General features: G+C 66.7%; 14 protein-coding genes, 2 tRNA genes and 2 pseudogenes. 12 read left to right on the forward strand and 6 right to left on the reverse strand.

The genetic code is table 11. The annotated features are described in order from the left end of the window. Positions 1-10 precede the first annotated feature (10 nt). Together IW256_RS34585 and IW256_RS34590 are read right to left on the reverse strand one after the other, a co-directional pair. Positions 11-619, reverse strand: coding sequence for a metallophosphoesterase (locus IW256_RS34585; protein WP_197014936.1), 609 nt, complete (start codon positions 617-619; stop codon positions 11-13). Next, positions 616-1,398, reverse strand: a complete 783-nt coding sequence (locus tag IW256_RS34590) for a nucleotidyltransferase domain-containing protein (protein WP_197014937.1) — start codon at positions 1,396-1,398, stop codon at positions 616-618. The genes IW256_RS34585 and IW256_RS34590 overlap by 4 nt, the downstream gene beginning before the upstream one ends. A 616-nt stretch (positions 1,399-2,014) precedes the next feature. Between IW256_RS34590 and IW256_RS34595 the strand changes: the two genes are divergently transcribed. Then, entirely contained in the window at positions 2,015-2,821 is an 807-nt protein-coding gene (locus IW256_RS34595; protein ID WP_197014938.1) for a hypothetical protein, read from the forward strand. 711 nt (positions 2,822-3,532) lie between these two features. Here the strand turns inward: IW256_RS34595 and IW256_RS34600 are convergent. Next, complete coding sequence (locus IW256_RS34600) at positions 3,533-3,799, reverse strand: hypothetical protein (protein ID WP_197014939.1); 267 nt, start codon at positions 3,797-3,799, stop codon at positions 3,533-3,535. A gap of 637 nt (positions 3,800-4,436) precedes the next feature. Beyond that, complete coding sequence (locus tag IW256_RS34605; protein WP_197014940.1) at positions 4,437-6,179, reverse strand: tetratricopeptide repeat-containing protein; 1,743 nt, start codon at positions 6,177-6,179, stop codon at positions 4,437-4,439. An 819-nt stretch (positions 6,180-6,998) separates the two neighbouring features. On the opposite strand from IW256_RS34605, the gene IW256_RS34610 reads away from it, so the two are divergent. From IW256_RS34610 to IW256_RS34650, 9 genes and pseudogenes are all read left to right on the forward strand, one after another. Then, positions 6,999-8,228, forward strand: a complete 1,230-nt coding sequence (locus IW256_RS34610) for an IS110 family RNA-guided transposase (protein WP_425549712.1) — start codon at positions 6,999-7,001, stop codon at positions 8,226-8,228. Between the two features lie 98 nt (positions 8,229-8,326). Further along, positions 8,327-8,743: pseudogene (locus IW256_RS34615) on the forward strand (FtsK/SpoIIIE domain-containing protein); the annotation flags it as partial. Between the two features lie 108 nt (positions 8,744-8,851). Beyond that, positions 8,852-9,151, forward strand: a complete 300-nt coding sequence (locus tag IW256_RS34620) for a hypothetical protein (RefSeq protein ID WP_197014942.1) — start codon at positions 8,852-8,854, stop codon at positions 9,149-9,151. Next, positions 9,148-9,978 carry a DUF2637 domain-containing protein gene (locus IW256_RS34625; protein ID WP_197014943.1) on the forward strand — a complete coding sequence of 277 codons (831 nt, stop codon included), beginning with the start codon at positions 9,148-9,150 and terminating at the stop codon, positions 9,976-9,978. Before IW256_RS34620 ends, IW256_RS34625 begins: the two co-directional genes overlap by 4 nt. Positions 9,979-10,002: 24 nt before the next feature. Next, positions 10,003-10,419: a hypothetical protein gene (locus tag IW256_RS34630; RefSeq protein ID WP_197014944.1), complete on the forward strand. Its 417-nt coding sequence runs from the start codon at positions 10,003-10,005 to the stop codon at positions 10,417-10,419. A gap of 180 nt (positions 10,420-10,599) precedes the next feature. After that, complete coding sequence (locus IW256_RS34635; protein ID WP_197014945.1) at positions 10,600-10,755, forward strand: hypothetical protein; 156 nt, start codon at positions 10,600-10,602, stop codon at positions 10,753-10,755. Positions 10,756-10,974: 219 nt separating this feature from the next. Then, positions 10,975-12,286: pseudogene (locus IW256_RS42940) on the forward strand (replication initiator). Continuing rightward, positions 12,283-12,462, forward strand: coding sequence for a helix-turn-helix domain-containing protein (locus tag IW256_RS34645; protein WP_197014946.1), 180 nt, complete (start codon positions 12,283-12,285; stop codon positions 12,460-12,462). Before IW256_RS42940 ends, IW256_RS34645 begins: the two are co-directional and overlap by 4 nt. Continuing rightward, on the forward strand, positions 12,462-13,814 hold the full coding sequence (locus IW256_RS34650; RefSeq protein ID WP_197014947.1) for a tyrosine-type recombinase/integrase: 1,353 nt from the start codon (positions 12,462-12,464) through the stop codon (positions 13,812-13,814). Before IW256_RS34645 ends, IW256_RS34650 begins: the two co-directional genes overlap by 1 nt. 77 nt (positions 13,815-13,891) lie before the next feature. Here the strand turns inward: IW256_RS34650 and IW256_RS34655 are convergent. Further along, positions 13,892-13,965: transfer RNA gene (locus tag IW256_RS34655), tRNA-Phe, on the reverse strand. A gap of 20 nt (positions 13,966-13,985) precedes the next feature. Beyond that, positions 13,986-14,063 (reverse strand) — tRNA-Asp (locus IW256_RS34660). A gap of 576 nt (positions 14,064-14,639) precedes the next feature. Here IW256_RS34660 and IW256_RS34665 point away from each other — a divergent pair. Further along, positions 14,640-16,454, forward strand: a complete 1,815-nt coding sequence (locus IW256_RS34665; protein ID WP_307829289.1) for an adenylate/guanylate cyclase domain-containing protein — start codon at positions 14,640-14,642, stop codon at positions 16,452-16,454. A gap of 158 nt (positions 16,455-16,612) precedes the next feature. Beyond that, positions 16,613-17,500 carry a glycerophosphodiester phosphodiesterase gene (locus tag IW256_RS34670; RefSeq protein ID WP_197014948.1) on the forward strand — a complete coding sequence of 296 codons (888 nt, stop codon included), beginning with the start codon at positions 16,613-16,615 and terminating at the stop codon, positions 17,498-17,500. Positions 17,501-17,573: the final 73 nt, after the last annotated feature.

Consider the following 17,573-nt stretch of genomic DNA (forward strand, 5'->3'; position numbering starts at 1 on the left):
CTTCGCCGGGTCAGTCGGTCACGATGGTGCCACGGGCGTCAACCTGGACGTAGTCGAGGCTGGGCCACAGCAGCGCCGTGAGGCGGCCGTCATCGGCCCCACAGCCGGTATCCAGCTGCGCCGACTGGGGCTCAATCCTCGGAAGTTTGCCGACTGCGACGTGCGCACTTACCCGGAACTTGGACGTCGAGGCGGACGGCTGGGTGTGCTGGGCGATGAAGTCGTTCGACTCGTAGTTCTCAGGCATACGCCGTATCCTGTCCAAGTGCTCCCTCGGGAACCTGGCACGGAAGTCACTGAGGACGTCGGGTCCTACTTTCGCGCCGACGTACGACCGAATGGTCATCGCTCCGCCCATCTTGAGGAAGGCTGTCAAGTCCCCGGTGTCCAAGGCGTCGAGCAGCGCCGCCTCGTGGTTCCCCCGGAGGAGGGTGGCGCGTCCGGATCCGGAGTACGCAAGGAGTTCCTCCAGTACCTCGGCAGATTGTGCGCCTCTGTTGATGTAGTCGCCGAGAAATATCGCGTGCGGTCCACCCCGCGCAGCAAGGACATTGCAAAGTCCCCGGAGCGCGCTCAAATTTCCGTGAATGTCTCCCACAAACGCGATCTCGGCACTCACAGTAGAACCTTCTCGACCTCGGCGTAGTCGGAGGTCGTCCCGGTGGTACCCAGGGCCATGAACGCCATCGAGAGGACGTCGCTGGGACGTCCCCACTCGTTGACGACCGTTGCCTCTAGGGAGCCGTGTTCGCTGGGCGGGAACTCACCGATGATCCCGTGCAGCCGAGATAGGCATTGCTCAAGGTCGGCTGCCGTCGCCTCGCCTGGCTGCCGTGAGGCCAGGAGGCGGGCCAAGTAGGGATCTCCATGCCGGACGGCTAGCTCCCGCACCGAAAAGCAGGGGGCACCATCCGCAATGGCCTGCGCGTATAGGCAGCTGCGTAGCAGGTATCGGGCTTGACGCAAGAGGCCAGAGAGGTATTTCGGCAAGTCTCGTTCCAGGCTGGTGAAAAGCCCAGACATACTCCAAGCGCGCGCCAGGAGTCGTTTGGTGTCTACCTGGCCCATGTCCCCCACAGCACGAGTCAGATGGCCGTGTTTGTCCCAAACAATCTTGGCGTCACGCTTGAGATGGGCTCCGAAGAGAGTGCCGATGCCAGTCGAGAGCTGTTCGCGGGTGTAGTAGCTGACGTGCACGTAACCCGAGTCAGTGCTGGGACGCTGAGCCGTCACCAGAGCCAGCACATCCAGGTCCGAACCGGGCACCGCGTCCCGGCGAGCCTGGCTCCCGTAGATCAACAATCCCTCAACATCCGCAGGCAGGGCCGGGAAGTCTTCTAGAATACTGGGCCGAACGTCCATCCGCAGCAGGGCACCGACCACATCATCACGCTTCACGTTTCTCCTAACGCCCGCGGTCTGCCCGCGCTTCCCGGCGCAAGCGGAGGTAGAACTCCGCGCGCGTCGGCAACTAGTTCCCACTGAGGTGGCGAAGGCTGGTGGCCATCTTCGAGCAGTACCTGCGGTAGGCCGCCACCAATAAGATCCACAAGAGCGCCGTTCACCTCGACGTCGTCGTCAGCGCTGATTGTAACGCTCTGGGCCGCGGGGAACCGGTCGATGTCTTCGTACGAAGTTTGCAGGGGCACAAACCGGGAGCCACGCATCTTCCAGCCCGACCGGCAACGTGCATGAAACGGTGATGTCTGTGCCTGTCTTTGTGGGGCTGACTGGTGTGTCGGCGGCGCGTGACCCTTGAATACGGTTAGCCAGGCAACCTGGCGGCGTGGCGCGATGCACGGCCGGCCAGGTCCGACGTCGGTTATCGACGCCCACGCCTCACGCACGGACCGGCCGAGCCGAGCGGCCTGAGTGGTGCGGTCCCTTGATCTCAACCGGGCCAATTTGACAGTCCCTTAGTTGGACAGATGCGTCGCACAACCCTTCGCGACCTGCTACCATCACTCACCGAGTTAGTGTGCATATCAGCCACTTGTCGCGAGAGGTGAAATGAGTGAGCGTTGCCAACGCGGATACCGCGCCCCATCGCCTCTATCTAATCCTTTCTCGTGTTCGTAATTCCAATGAGCCTAATATGCAAAAGGCTTGGATTAATGTTTTGCAGGCACAGTGGGGATCAAATGAATTCTCGCGTCGGTACTCAGAGGTCGCGTCTCTCCTGACGGACACTATAGAGCAACTTTATGCCCTGCCTGAACGTAGCTGTGAACGTTCACTTCGATATGCCTTTTCATGGTGGCAAGCTCTGATTCAGCCGAAGGCGAATTGGAGTGCTTCAAATCATCCACCATCATCGATTATCGATGATGCGGCATTGGATCACCTAGAAGCTGCGGCGGACATTATTGCTGGAAGTCTTTCTGCTACTAGCGCCGCTCCAGCTGGTGAAAATTTGGAAGGGCTTGCCACTCAGTGTAAATTCTGGATAAGACTTATTGAGGAAATTGATGATGTCGAACTCAGTGGCAGTATCAAAAGTGAGCTCGTTGCCCAACTGCGGCACGTGCTCTGGTTGATCGAAAATGTTGACCTCTTTGGTGGCGCCAGGGTGGCTCGTGAGACTAATCGAGCAATGGGAAGTATTGCTCAAGCATCCACTTCTCTCGATAATGCGTCACCGGAAACAGTTGGGCGATGGAAGAAGGCATGGTTTGCCCTTCTTGCTGCTTGTATGTTCTTCACGACAGGCGCCACCATGTTTCAGGATGCTCTCACGGCAGGGGAGGGCATCGTTAAAGAAATCGGCGGCGTAGTTGATCAAATACAAGGCGAGGATGGACAGAAAAATGCCTCACCATAAGCTGTGATGCCATTGGCCGCCCAGTGAACAAGACTTGCAATAGTTGGGCCAGGCGCTATTTGGGCCCTGTATCGTGAAGTCGGCCAGCCGAAATTTACCGGACGCAATGGCGATGATCTGGTCTCCCGCCCTGCAGGGCGGCTTCTACGTCGCTGGTAGCGTCGCCGATTACGTACGTGGTGTTTCGAGTGTAGGTGTGGTCGTGGCGCCCGGCGGTTCGGGCTTGGGTGATGGCTACGAGGCTGGGGCGTACGGAGCCGTGCATAGTTTGAGGGCGAGCGGGCCTGTGGCGCAGGGCCGGCCATGGCCTGAGCACCGGAAGCGTCGCGGCAGCGACCGCCCCTAGCCACGTGTCTATTTCAGCGATGCAGGGGCGATCATAGGGCTGCACCGGTAGATGGAAATCGAGACCGTGCCTGTCACTCGTCTTCGTAATGATCACGGTGTTCGGCAAAGTACTCGGCAAAGGCAAGGTCGTCCCAGACAGCCGAGACGAGTTCGGGCTCGGGTCCGATACTCGAAACTCCCCGTGACTCGCTGAAGGTTAGTAGCGACAACAGGTACTCTTAGTTGTTCCGTACCAGGTCGGGATCCGTTGACCACATACCAAACTCGATGTGGTTGCGGGCTGCCTGGGTCCAGTTGGCTGACCCCATCCAAGTTGATTTCGGACGGAAAGTTAGGATGTCGCCAGCGAACTCCTCATCATCCTCATAGTAGGTAGCGACGCCAAGGACCAGCATCTTGGAGTGGAGCATCGGCCACGGGACCAAGCTCCTCGGAGAAACGCTTGGTGTATGGGTGGATTACAGGAGGGTTGCCGTCCTCGTCGGACAGTGCAATCTCATCGAAGCCATCGAGATTGGCACTGGACAAGGCTTTGCCGTTGCTTGCGAGCTGTCGCACTGCGGTGTACTGCGGTTGTTGCTTGTCCACCACGATGCAGCACTGATCGAACGAGGCGAGGGCGCTAGTCACCGCATGGTCCGTTAGCCACGGAACGCACCCGATCACTGCCGGGCGCGGATCCATATGCCGCCAGTACTCGCCGGTCCAGTCGGTACGGCAGTGTCGCACCAAACCAACCACCAGGATCGTCCAGGACCTTTGAGCCGTGCACGACCGTTCCAGCGCTCCACGGATGAGCCATGGATCTCAGCAGCTGCTCATAGTCGCCGAGGGGCGGTGTTTCCATGTGCACAGGTTGCCAGCGGAGACACGCGCGCAGCAATGCCGCTGCTACGCAGGCTGGACACCCACCACATCGGCATCCGCCCCGTCCGCCCTTCAAGCCAGCTGCCAAGCCAGTGCAGCACGTAAGCCTCTGATCCGTTGACCAGCACATCTCCCTCCCGAACGTCCACACCTGTCCAAGGTCATCCGACCTCGTTGTTAGGACCGCCGTTAGCACCCACACCCGCCCCGGAGGGTGCGACCGCGCGAACGGCGAGACGGTGTGACAGACAGCTTCGCGCGGGCGTGCCCTCCGGCTCGCGGGGGGCTGGGGGCCGCGAGGCCCCCGCTTCGGCCACGTTCAGTTTGTAATGCCAGCTTTACACTAGCTAAGAGGGAAAACTACGCCTCCCAGATTAATACGGATGCACAGCCATAAGGCCTACCGTTCAAACGAATGCAAATTGCCTTGAATTGCTTGAGTGGTCGGATGACGCTCACCCAGGATCCGGATAGAGTCGGCTAGCGCCTGCTCGTACAAAGGGAGAGCCCGGCTTAGATCTCCCGCCGCCTTGTAGGCACTGGCGAGATTGTTGCGGGATGCAAGAGTGGATGGATGATCCGGACCAAGCACGTGCTCCAGGTCGGCTAGCGCCTGCTCGTACAAAGGGAGAGCCCGGCTTAGATCTCCCGCCGCCTTGTAGGCACTGGCGAGATTGTTGCGGGATGCAAGAGTGGATGGATGATCCGGACCAAGCACGTGCTCCAGGTCGGCTAGCGCCTGCTCGTACAAAGGGAGAGCCCGGCTTAGATCTCCCGCCGCCTCGTAGACACTGGCGAGATTGTTGAGAGATCCGGCCAGTTCAGGCAGGTAGGCGCCGGGATCCGCTTCAGCCAACCTGCGGCGGATCTCAACCGCCTCATGAGCAGGGTCGAGCGCGGCACGCACCTCACCAACCCCAGCGAGAGAAACGCTGAGGTTGTTGAGAGATCCGGCCAGCTCAGGCAGGTAGGCGCCGGGATCCGCTTCAGCCAACCTGCGGCGGATCTCAACCGCCTCATGAGCAGGGTCGAGCGCAGCACGCACCTCGCCCACTTCTGACAAGCGAATTCCGAGGTTACTCAACGCAGAAGCCAGTTCAGGCAGGTAGGCGCCGGGATCCGCTTCAGCCAACCTGCGGCGGATCTCAACCGCCTCATGAGCAGGGTCGAGCGCGGCACGCACCTCACCAACCCCAGCGAGAGAAACGCTGAGGTTGTTGAGAGATCCGGCCAGCTCAGGCAGGTAGGCGCCGGGATCCGCTTCAGCCAACCTGCGGCGGATCTCAACCGCCTCATGAGCAGGGTCGAGCGCAGCACGCACCTCGCCCACTTCTGACAAGCGAATTCCGAGGTTACTCAACGCAGAAGCCAGTTCAGGCAGGTAGGCGCCGGGATCCGCTTCAGCCAACCTGCGGCGGATCTCAACCGCCTCATGAGCAGGGTCGAGCGCGGCACGCACCTCACCAACCCCAGCGAGAGAAACGCTGAGGTTGTTGAGAGATCCGGCCAGCTCAGGCAGGTAGGCGCCGGGATCCGCTTCAGCCAACCTGCGGCGGATCTCAACCGCCTCATGAGCAGGGTCGAGCGCAGCACGCACCTCGCCCACTTCTGACAAGCGAATTCCGAGGTTACTCAACGCAGAAGCCAGCTCAGGTAGGTAGGCGCGAGGTTCAACAATAATTAGGTTTCGGAATATTTCAACCGCCTCACGAGTAGGGTGGAGCGCGGCACGCACTTCGCCAATCTGCGAGAGACGAATTCCGAGGTTGTTGAGGGATGCGGCCAGTTCAGGCAGGTAGGCGCCGGGATCCGCTTCAGCCAACCTGCGGCGGATCTCAACCGCCTCATGAGCAGGGTGGAGCGCGGCACGCACTTCGCCAATCTGCGAGAGACGAATTCCGAGGTTGTTGAGGGATGCGGCCAGTTCAGGCAGGTAGGCGCCGGGATCCGCTTCAGCCAACCTGCGGCGGATCTCAACCGCCTCATGAGCAGGGTCGAGCGCGGCACGCACCTCACCAGCCTCAGCAAGGGAAGCGCTCAGGTTATTGAGAGACCTAGCCAAACTAGGCAGATAAGTAGCAGGGTCTTCTGCAACTAGCGCTCGATAACGAGTCACCGATTCTTCGGCATTATGGCGACTCATGATTCATTGCCCTCGCTCGGCTCGACCTCGCTACCAGGATCATGCGCGGTACGAATCCATTGGTTTATATAACCTGGCCTAAGTGCGACTTCCTCGCTATAGATTTTGAAATCTATAGTCTTTGCCGTATCAGCGATCCTTAGATGCACCGCCGGCTTGTCTGGCGCCCTGGCAGGTAAAGGCTCTCGCTTGGAGGCTAGCACTGATGCAAGTAGGCCACTGAGCACTGTTAGGAGCACGACAGCCCCCCACCTAAAAGCACTTGCTTCGGTGGTGGCGTAGTTGATAAAGACATTCGTTGCAGTCGCCAATATGGCCGTCAAGGTGGCTGTGATTACGCTCCGTCTCCATCGCGCTCTTGGCGATCCAGTCTCAGCCACAGGACTACCCAAGCGCATAGGAAGCGGCTCGACAACGGACTTCGCAGTATTGATCAGGCCGGACGGCCGGGGCGGGTCGGCCCGGAGAGGCCGCATGCCCGCCCCGGATCGACCGGCGGCGACCGCAGAGCGGGCGCCCTTGAACCCGTAGAGAAAGTTCTAATCAGGGTGGTCGGTGGCGGTTCCGGCAGATGCGTCCCGCTGTGTTGCCGGGTGCGGCAGGTTGCTGTTCGTGGTTCGAGCCGCCCGCGCGGTGATCCCTGAGAAAGTTCCGAGCCTTCGAGCTCCCGGATGAGACTGGGACCCGCGCGGGTCGCTGGGATCGCGAACGGCTCCATCGGAGGGAAGGCCAGCGAGCCTTGTGATTAGAGCGCCGCGCGTCCCAGCCAGGCCGCCACCTGCATCGACAGGTCATGGCTGTGTGAAGGAGAGCATCCGGGTGAGAGCGTTCTGCGGGATCGACTGGGCCGAGGATCACCACGACGTCGCCCTGGTGGACGAGGCCGGCCAGCTGCTGGCCAAACGCCGGATCAGCGACACCGTCGAGGGCTTTGAGGAACTGCTCCAGCTGCTCGCCGACGCCGGCGACGACCCCGACGATCCATTCCCGGTGGCCATCGAAACGCCGCGCGGCCTGCTAGTGGCCGCGTTGCGCGCCACCGGCCGGCAGGTCTTCGCCATCAACCCGATGGCGGTGGCCCGCTATCGCGAGCGCCATTCGGTCGCCCGCAAGAAGTCCGGCCACGTCGACGCGATGACGCTGGCCGGGATCCTGCGCACCGACGCCCACGCTCACCGGCCGCTGCCGGCCGACACCGACCTGGCCCGCGCCATAGCCGTGCTGGCCCGCGCCCACCAGGACGCCATCTGGCGCCGCACCCGCGCCTCCAACGCGCTGCGCTCGCTGCTGCGCGAGTACTTCCCAGTCTTCCTGGCCGCCTTCGCCGACCGCACCACCAACCTGGCCGGCCGCGATGCTCGCGCCGTGCTGGCGATCGCGCTCACGCCGACGGCGGCTGTCAAGCTGCCGCGAACTCGCATCGCCGCGGCGTTGCGCCGGGCAGGTCGGCAGCGCGGGATCGACCAGCTGGCCCGGCGAATCCACCAGGCGCTGCGGCAGCCGCAACTGCACCAGCCGCCGCTGGTCGAACGGGCGATGGGTGAGCAGGCCCGCGCACTGCTGGCCGTCCTGGACGCCGAATGCGACAACGTTGACCGGCTCGGCCTGGCGGTCGCCGAGGCCTTCGCCCAGCACCCCGACTACGAGATCATCACCAGCTTCCCCGGCCTGGGTGACGAACTCGGAGCCAGGCTGCCGGCCGAGATCGGCGACGACCGGACATGGTTCGCCGACGCTCGCGCTCTGAAGGCATACGCCGGATCAGCACCGATCACCCGCGCCTCCGGGCGAAGCGTTTCCATCACCCGGCGCTCGATCAAGAACAACCGGCTGGCCGCCACCGGCTTTCGATGGGCGTTCTGCGCGGCCTCCAAAACCGGGCCTGCACGAGACCACTACCAGCAACGACGCGACCAGGGCGACCGGCACCCCGCCGCCCTACGGCACCTGTTCAACCGCATGCTCGGACAGCTCCACCACTGCCTCCAAACACGCCAGACCTACGACCCACTCAAGGCGTTCCCCCCGCCACTTTCGGCAGCCGCTTGACGCCTTAGCACCATCGGACGTCTCATCAGGGTGGCTTCGCTGGTCAGGGATCCAGGCGTTCGGCGGTGCCGAGCAGGTACGGCGGCAGTTTGGAGCGGGTGTCCCGCACCGGTACCGCGCTGCTGCGGGTGGCTCAGCTCGGGCGGGCGTTCGCCGTCCACCTGATCGTGTGCGGCCAGCGCATCGGCTCCGATCTGGGCCCCGGCGTCACCGCTCTGCGCTCCCAGCTCTCGGGGCGGGTCTGCCACCGGGTCAACGATCCGGAGACGGCGAACATGACGCTCGGGGACATGGATCCGGCCGCTCTGGATGCGGCGCGGGCGATTCCGGCGGAGACTCCGGGGGTGGCGGTGGTCGCCGGTCAGGACGGGTCCTGGCATCGCGCTCGGTCGGTGTTCGTCTCTGAGGACGAGGCCGAACGGGCGGCCCGTGACCACGCCCATCTCACTCCCGCCTGGGACGCCCTGATCGGCACCGTCCCCACCACGCCCCCGGCGCTGGACGAAGCCGCATAACCGCGGGCGCTCCTCCCCTTCTTCTCTTCTTCCTCGCGGCTGGGTGTGAGCCCTGATCACGCCACGTCCCTACCCGACCCATGCCCGAACCCGTCTCGGAGGCTTGTCGTGACCGCCCGCGTGACCACCCTTCGCGCCCGTCCCCGTCCGCGTCGTCCTGGCTCTGCCTTCTCGTCCCGTCCCGTCCCGGCGGGCTGTCCCGCCTCGTCTTGGGCGTCCTCGGCCGTTCCGCCGGTCATCCTCGGCTGGGACGACGTCCGGGGCCTGCACATCGCCCGGTGCGAGCGCTGCGCCGACTCCTTCGCCTCGGACATCGCCGGTGAGGTGGAGGACTGGGCCGAGCTGCACCGGTGTGACGCCGAACTGGCCGCACTCCTGGCCCTGGTGACCTCCGGGCGGGCGGCATGACCCGCCGTGTCCTGGGCGCGGTCGCCGACTCCGGCCCCGTCCTGGTCCTGGCCGCGATCGCGGCGGCAGGGTCGTTCACCCACATCCGCGACACCGCCACCGAACACGGCCAGACCGGATGGATGGCCTGGGCCATCGCCGTCTGCATCGACCTCACCTGCGTCATGGCCGCCGGAGAACGCCAGCGCGACAAGCGCACCGGACGAGCGACGGGGCGGCTGTCGTGGCCGACGCTGGTCCTGGTCGGCGGAATCCTGCTGTCCCTGGCCGCCAACCTTGCCCAAGCCGACCCGACCGTGTGGGGCTGGATCACTGCCGGCACTCCCGCCGGGGCCTTCCTGGTCGCCGTCTCCATGCTCGAACGCCGCAAAACCGCGACTGCCCCGGCGGACCGGTCGGCTGCCCCGTCCTCAGATGTCCCGGACGTGATGACCGCGCCCCCGTCCTTCGGACGCCCTGAGGCTCAACCGCCCTCGTCCTCGTCCTCGGCACCGGTGGTACAGGACGGGGGCCGTCCCGAACTGGCCGCGCCCGTCCCCGCTGTATCGGACGAGAACCAGGACGAGGACGGCGACGCGGACGAGGGCGGTCAGACCACGATCCCCGTCCCCGCAGACCAGGATGCCCCGTCCCCAACCGCGCCCCCGTCTCCGTCCTCGTCTTCGTCTGCGGCGGTGCCGCTGGTGGCCTTCGCCCACCGCGTCGCCAACGAACACCAGAACCGGCACGGGCGGCCGATCACCCGTGACGCGCTGCGCGCCCGGCTCGGGGTGTCCAACCAGCTCGCCTCCGACCTCCTCCGCCAGATCCGCACCGAAACCGCCTGAACACCGCGCCAAGGGAGAACCGCCATGACCACCAACACCAACCGCGAGACCAACCCGGACACCTTCGGAGACCCTTCCGTCCGCCGGGAGACCATCGCGGGCCTGCGCGCGCTGGCCGACTTCCTGGAGGCCAACCCGTCCGTGCCGGTCAACGAAATCGGCCAAGTCTTCATGTTCTTCACCCGTGACTGCGATGACGCTGCGGCGGTCGCGCTGGTCGACCACGTCGCCGAACTGCTGGACGCCGACGTCCACGACACCCGATCGCGGGGCGGGCACTACACCGCCTCCCGCAGCTTCGGCCCCATCTCCTACCGGATCGTGCACATCCCCGCCCGCGCCGCCGCCGAACACGCCGCACGCCACAGCTACCGCGACAACGTCATCCCCGACACCCCCACCGACGAGGCCACCCGCCCGGCCACCGACGAGGCCGCGTGATGGCTACCCCCGCACCCCTGCCGGTCCACCACAACCCCCCTGAGCGTCCGGTCCTGGTGCCTCCGGTGACGGGGTGGGCGTGCTGCCACTGCGGCACCACCGGACTGACCGGAGAAGGCGACACCTGCCCCCACTGCAACGGAACCGGCCACACCTGACCCCCGAACGGAGACCACCCCCGTGTTCCTGCGCCGCTGCACCGCCATCGCCTGCTGCCTCGTCCTGGCCCTCTACGTCCTGCGCCACCCCGCCGGAGCCGCCCGCTCGGTGGCCGCCGTCCTGGCCGGTTTGGCGGCTCTCGCCGACGCCCTGGCCGCCTTCTTCACAGCCCTCTAACCCGCTACCCCACGTGCCCCCGGACGTGGCCCCACAAGCCGCCCGCACACGCGGCCACGTCCGGGGCCTTCAACGACCGGTCCGTTCTCGACGAGGGGAGACCCGCCCGCCGTGCCCGAACACGCCACCCCGCCCGTGGTGACCCCGGCCGCCGCCCGTGACATGGCCGCCCGGATCAACCGGCGCGACTTCGCCCGGTGGGCCGCCCGCACCCGCGCCATGGGCGGCTGCGCACAACCGATCCACCTACGCGGACGGGTCGAACACCTGGACCCCCTCACCGGCGAACTCCTGCACCGCTACACCACCGCGCGGGAACCCGGCGGGGCACTGCGGGTGGCGTGCAAGACACGGCGGGCCTCACGGTGCCCCTCGTGTGCCGAGACCTACCGCGCCGACACCTACCAACTCGTCCGCGCTGGCCTGACCGGCGGCAAAGGCGTCCCCGACACCGTCACCTCACACCCGGCCGCGTTCGTCACCCTCACCGCACCCTCCTTCGGCACCGTCCACGCCCGAAGGGAGAAGCCCGGCGGGACGGTGGCGCCCTGCCACCCCCGGCGCGACGCGGGCACCTGCCCGCACGGCCGGTCGATGTCGTGCACCGTCCGGCACTCGGCGGAGGACGGGCGCCTCGGGCAACCACTGTGCCCCGACTGCTACGACCACACCGGCTCCGTCCTCTTCAACGCCCTCGCGCCGGAGCTGTGGCGACGCTTCACCATGGCCCTGCGACGACGCGTCGCCAAAGCCGCCGGCCTCACCCTCCGCCAGCTCGGCGACACCCTCACCATCTCCTTCGCCAAAGTCGCCGAATACCAACGGCGCGGCGTCGTCCACTTCCACGCCGTCATCCGACTCGACGGACCCACCGGCCCCCACTCACCACCACCCGCCTGGGCCACTCACCAGGTCCTGGCCGACGCCGTCCAACAAGGCGCACTCGCCGTCACCGTCCCCACCCCCGCCGCCCCCCGGCGTCCCGTCCCGGTCGCTGGCCTGGGGGTCGCAGGTCGACATTCGCCTGATCACGACCACGGGGGAGCTGACCGATCGGGCCGTGGCGGGCTACATCGCCAAGTACGCCACCAAGGCCGCCGAATGCGTCGGCACCCTCGACCGGCGCATTCGGGCCACAGACGACATCGCCCAACTCCCCGTCACCGCACACGCCCGGCGCCTCATCGCCGAATGCCTCCGCCTGGGGGCCCTCCCGGAGTTGGCGGAACTACGGCTGGCCGACTGGGCACACATGCTCGGCTTCCGCGGCCACTTCTCCACCAAATCCCGCCGGTACTCCACCACGCTCGGCGCCCTGCGTGAGGCACGGATCCTCCATAACCAGCGCGAACACGAGATCACCACGGGGCGGCTGCCGCTCACCGACGAGGACCAGGTCCTCGTCATCGCCCACTGGCGCTACCTCGGCCAAGGACTCACACCCGGCGAAGCACTCCTCACCGCAGCACTCAACGGCACACCCCTACCGCCCCTCAACCCGAACGCCACCGAGCAAGGGAGCACGGCTTGAACGAACTCGTCCTCACCGTCGACGAGGCCGCCGAACGGCTCCGCGTGAGCCGCTGGACCCTCTACAACCTCATGCGCTCCAACCAGCTCCGGACGATCAAGATCGGCCGTCGCCGACTCGTCCCCGTCACCGCCCTCGCCGAATGCCTGGACCTGCTTGCCGAGGAGGCTGCCTGATGTCCAAGATCATGCTTGCCGCGCCGGATGGACCCGAGCGCCGTAAGTCCGCAAGGGGGCGGGCTCGCCGGCGGGCCAACGGTGAGGGGACGATCGTCCAACGGAAGGACGGGCGGTATGAGGCCAAGCTCTTCATACCCACGACCGCCGGAACGATCAAGCGTGTGAGCGTCTACGGCCGAACTCGGGACGAGTGCCACGCCAAGTACGTCAAGCTCAAGGCACAGGCCGATGACGGTATCCCCGTCGCGTCCGTGAACTGGACTGTTGAGCAGTACCTCGCCTACTGGCTGGAGAACGTCGTACGTGTGGAGCGGCGTCCCAAGACCGTGCAGGGCTACGAAAGCGTTGTCCGCCTCCATCTCATCCCCGGCCTGGGCAAGAAGCGGCTCGGCAAGCTCACCGCCCGTGACGTCCGGGTCCTCATCACCAACGTGCGTCAGGCATGTCAATGCTGTCGGCACGGGTGGGACGCCGTCCGGGACAAGCCGCGCTGCTGCGCCCTGAAAGGCGGGGAATGCTGTCAGTCTCGGCTCTCGGTGCGGATGGTGCAGTTCGTCTTGGCCGTCCTCCGTAACGCTCTTCAGGCGGCCGTCCGTGAAGAGATCCTTCCTCGCAACGTCGCACGGCTCGTCACGGTGACCACCCCCAAATACAAGGTCAATCGGGGACTGACGGTCGACCAGGCGCGGGCCGTGCTCAAGGCGGCAGAGCATGAACGGCTCTATGCGATGTACGTCCTGGCGCTGTGCCTGGGCCTGCGGCGCGGTGAACTCCTCGGCCTGCGTTGGGAGGACATCACTCTCACACCGTGCCGGGCCTGCGGCGGGGAGGGCGGAACCTGCGACGGTGAGCCCTGCGCGCACTGCGCGGAATCTGGCGTCCAAGACGCCAAGCTCGAAGTGGTCCAGACGCTTCAGCGGGTGGGCGGCGAACTTCGTTTCGTCCCGCCCAAGACCGAAGGGTCCACGCGGACGATCCCGCTACCGGACCTGTGCGTTACGGCGCTTTGCGAGCATCGTGTCAAGCAGCGCACCGAACGGGCCGAGGCATGGCCGCGCTGGCAGGATCACGGCCTCGTCTTTCCCTCAAGCCTGGGCACGCCCATGGAGCCGGACAACCTTCGGCGCAGCTGGGGCCGGATCCGTGAGGCCGCCGGTCTGGAGGCTGTGCGCTTCCACGACATTCGGCACACCTGCGTCTCGTTGCTCCTGGACCTGGGCGTCCCGCCGCACGTCGTCCGGGAGATCGTCGGGCACAGCGACATCGAGGTCACCATGACGATCTACGCTCATGCCGCTCTCGACGAGAAGCGGGCGGCGCTGCGGAAGCTGGGGGATGCTCTCGGCTGAGGTCGTTGTCGTCAGCACTGTCGTCAAAAACGCCCCGGGCGATGATCGCTCGGGGCGTTTGTGCTGCTCAGAAGGTGTGGGCAGGGGCGGGGTCGAACCGCCGACCTTCCGCTTTTCAGGCGGACGCTCGTACCGACTGAGCTACCTGCCCATGACGCGCATCCGCACGCCTGGCGGTCCTGACGGGATTTGAACCCGCGGCCTCCACCTTGACAGGGTGGCGAGCACTCCTAGCTGCTCCACAGGACCTTGCTTCCTCCGGAAGTTTATCGGCTTCGGAGGTCTTCGCCGACCGGCTTGGCCGGTTCTTGGCGACGTCCGAGAGCATACGCGATGCCTGAGGGGAGCGCCAACTCGTTAAGCGGGCGGGTGCTCGGGGGTCGTCTGGAGGTCTCGGTGTGGGGCGGTCTGGCAGGTGTGGGGGTGCTGGGCTGTTGCTCCCGGTGTTCCTGCCGGCGCTGCTGTGGGGCCGGGCGGGGCCTCGGGGGGCGGTGATGGTTCCTGCGGGAAAGGGAGTCCTGGAAAAGGGTTAATGGGAGGAAAGGTGGAAGTGTCTGCAAAGGGCGAGAAAGGTGGATCTCGGGAAAAGGGGACGCTGGTGGCGCGGGGTGGCGGACCAGGGGCGGTGCGGGGGGAGATCAGGTAAAAGGTGGTTCGCCGGAGGGGGCGGGCGCGGTATACCTATGTGCCGTATGTTACCCAAAGGTGATGCGCGCGTGCCTGGGGCGATCGTCGGTAGTACGGTGATTCGCATGTGCGCCGGCGGCCGGGCGATCTAGAGTGGGACACCGTTGCCGCAGACCCCCCCGAGGGCTGGAGGCGCATGTGACCGGCAGAGCGGTGGTGCGCAGTCTCGGCGCCCGGTTGGACAGCCTTCCCCGGCTCCCCGGCGTCCCCCGGACGATGCTCGAACTCCGGGTCCGGTGGGTGCTCCTGGTCGTGGTCGTCGTCGCGAACCTCGGTGGCGCGGTGGTGGTGCTGCTGTTCGCGACGTTCGTCGTTCCCGATCCTCCGCTGGAGGACCTCGATCGCGTACGGCTGGTGAACACGGTCGCGTTCTTCAGCTATCCGGTGGTGGCCGGACCGGGGGCGTTGCTGCTGGGGCTGTACCTGTGGCGTCCGGTGGTCCGGCTCGTACGGGAGGGGGGCATCCCCGACCATGCGCAGCGGCGGGCGGTGCTGCTCGGGCCGCTGCGGCTGACGCTGCTGGTGGGCGGGTTGTGGGCGGTCGGCGCGGTGGGCTGGGCGGTGCTCGACCTGGTGCTGTTCACCGCGCGGCTGGCGGTCAAGACCGGGCTGACCTGCCTGCTCGGCGCGATGACCACGTCCACGATCGTCTATCTGCTGTCGGAACGGCTGCTGCGGCCGGCCGCGGCGCTGGTGCTGGCGAGCGAGCAGCAGGCGGCCGGCGTGGAGGCGCGGCCGATCACGTTGCCGGGTGTCACGACCCGGGTCATGCTCGCGTGGGCGCTGGGCACCGCCATCCCGGTGCTCGGGCTGATCTGCGTGGCCATCGCGGCGCTGGCGGCACCGGGCATCGCGACCACCCAGCTGGCCATCACGATCCTCGGTCTCGGCGGGGTGGCGCTGGCCGTCGGGATGTACGTGACGTACATCGCCACGCGGGCGATCGCCGATCCGATCAAGTCGGTGCGGATGGGGATGGCACGGGTGGAACGGGGCGATCTCGGGGCCGAGGTGCCGGTGTACGACGCCAGTGAGGTCGGGGGGCTCCAGGTCGGCTTCAACCACATGGTCGCCGGGCTGCGCGACCATGAGCGGCTGCGGGACCTGTTCGGGCGGCATGTGGGCGAGGAGGTCGCGGGCCTGGCCCTGGAACGGGGAGACATCGAGCTGGGCGGGGAGACCCGCGAGGTGGCGGTGCTGTTCGTCGACCTCACCGGGTCCACGAGGCTGGCCGAGACGCGGTCGCCGGACGAGGTGGTGGGGCTGCTCAACCGGTTCTTCGGGGTCGTGGTGAACGTGGTGGGCGCCCACGGTGGGTGGATCAACAAGTTCGAGGGCGACGCGGCGTTGGCGATCTTCGGTGCGCCGAACGAGGCCGAGGACGCGGCGGGCGGCGCGCTGGGGGCGGGACGGGAGCTGGCGCTGCGGCTGCGCACGGAGGTGCCGCAGCTGGACGCGGGGATCGGGGTCTCGGCCGGGCCGGTGGTGGCCGGGTACATCGGGGCGGAGAAGCGCTTCGAGTACACCGTGATCGGTGATCCGGTGAACGAGGCGGCCCGGCTCAGCGATCTGGCCAAGGTCAGTCCGGGGCGGGTGCTGGCCTCCGGGACGGTCCATGACCTGGCGCGGCCCGACGAGGCCGCGGCGTGGGAGGCCGGCCGGCCGGTCACGCTGCGCGGGCGGCGCCGTCCGACGCGTCTGGTCACGCCCCGGCCGGCGACGGTGGTGCGGCCGGCGACGCCGGTGCCGGTGGTGGCGGAGGCCGTCGTGCCGGCGCCGCGGCGGCGGCTGCGGCGGCGGCCGCGGTTCCGGCGCGGGCGGGTCCTGTTCCGCGCGGTGGTCCCGGTGCCGAGGATCGTCCGGCCCGCGCGGCAGGACGGGGGCCGCCGGGACGACACGGAGGCGGTGGAGGGGGACGTGGTGCGGCTCGACGGCATGGACGGGCTGGCATAGCGCTCGAATCCGCCCGGCCCTATTTTATCCGGCGCGAAAACCCTGAATTCGGATGAAAAACGTCATCCGAAAGACACGGCCCGCTTGGAGATCGTTACTTCCGTGTCACCTGGCACCTCAAGGGTGGAGGCTATAGCTCCCTGACCCGAGAGGTGACAATGTTCCGACGGCTCGGCCTTTCCCTCGCCGCAGTCCTGGCCGGTTCGCTGATCATAGGTATCGCGAACCCCGCGGCCGCCCAGCCTGTAGCGGCCCCCGCCGCGCAGGTCGCCAACGTCGCCCACCGGGGCGCCTCCGCGTACGCGCCGGAGAACACGATCGCCGCGTTCAGGCTGGCCCGTGCCCAGCGCGCCGACATGTTCGAACTGGACGTGCAGGAGACCAAGGACCACCAGCTGATCCTCATGCACGACACCACGCTGGCCCGGACGACCGACGTGGAGTCGGTCTACCCGGACCGGGCGCCGTGGCCGGTCTCCGCCTTCACCCTGGCGGAGATCCGCAAGCTCGACGCGGGGTCCTGGTTCGGGGCGAAGTACGCGGGTGAGCGCGTGCCGACCCTGGCCGAGGCGCTGCGCTCCATGCGGGGCAGCGGCCTCGGACTGCTGCTGGAGGTCAAGGCGCCCTCCCTCTACCCGGGCATCGAGGGCCGGATCGCGGCGGAGCTGCGGCGCCACCCGTCCTGGCTGCGGCCCGACCCGTCCGAGCGCCTGCTGGTCGTGCAGTCGTTCGACTTCGACTCGATGCGGCGGTTCCACGCGATCATGCCGCGGGTGCCGGTCGGCCTGCTCGGCACGCCGGCCGTGGAGGACCTGCCCGAACTGGCCGGGTTCGCCGACCAGATCAACCCGAACCACGGCGCCCTGACCGCCGAGTACGTCCAGCGCGTGCACCGGCTGCGGATGGAGGTCTTCACCTGGACCGTCGACGACCCGGCGGCCATGCGCCGCGTCATCGGCCTCGGGGTGGACGGCGTCATCACCAACAAGCCCGACGTCCTCGGCGACGTCCTGGGCGAGGGCGCGGCGAGCCCGGCCGCGGCCTGACCTACGGGCCCGGCCGTCACCCGGCGGCCGGGCCTCGCGCCGTCCCGGGTGCTTCCCCGGGACGGTCGCGGCG

It is taken from the genome of Actinomadura viridis, from assembly GCF_015751755.1.
In the GTDB taxonomy this organism is placed as follows: domain Bacteria; phylum Actinomycetota; class Actinomycetes; order Streptosporangiales; family Streptosporangiaceae; genus Spirillospora; species Spirillospora viridis.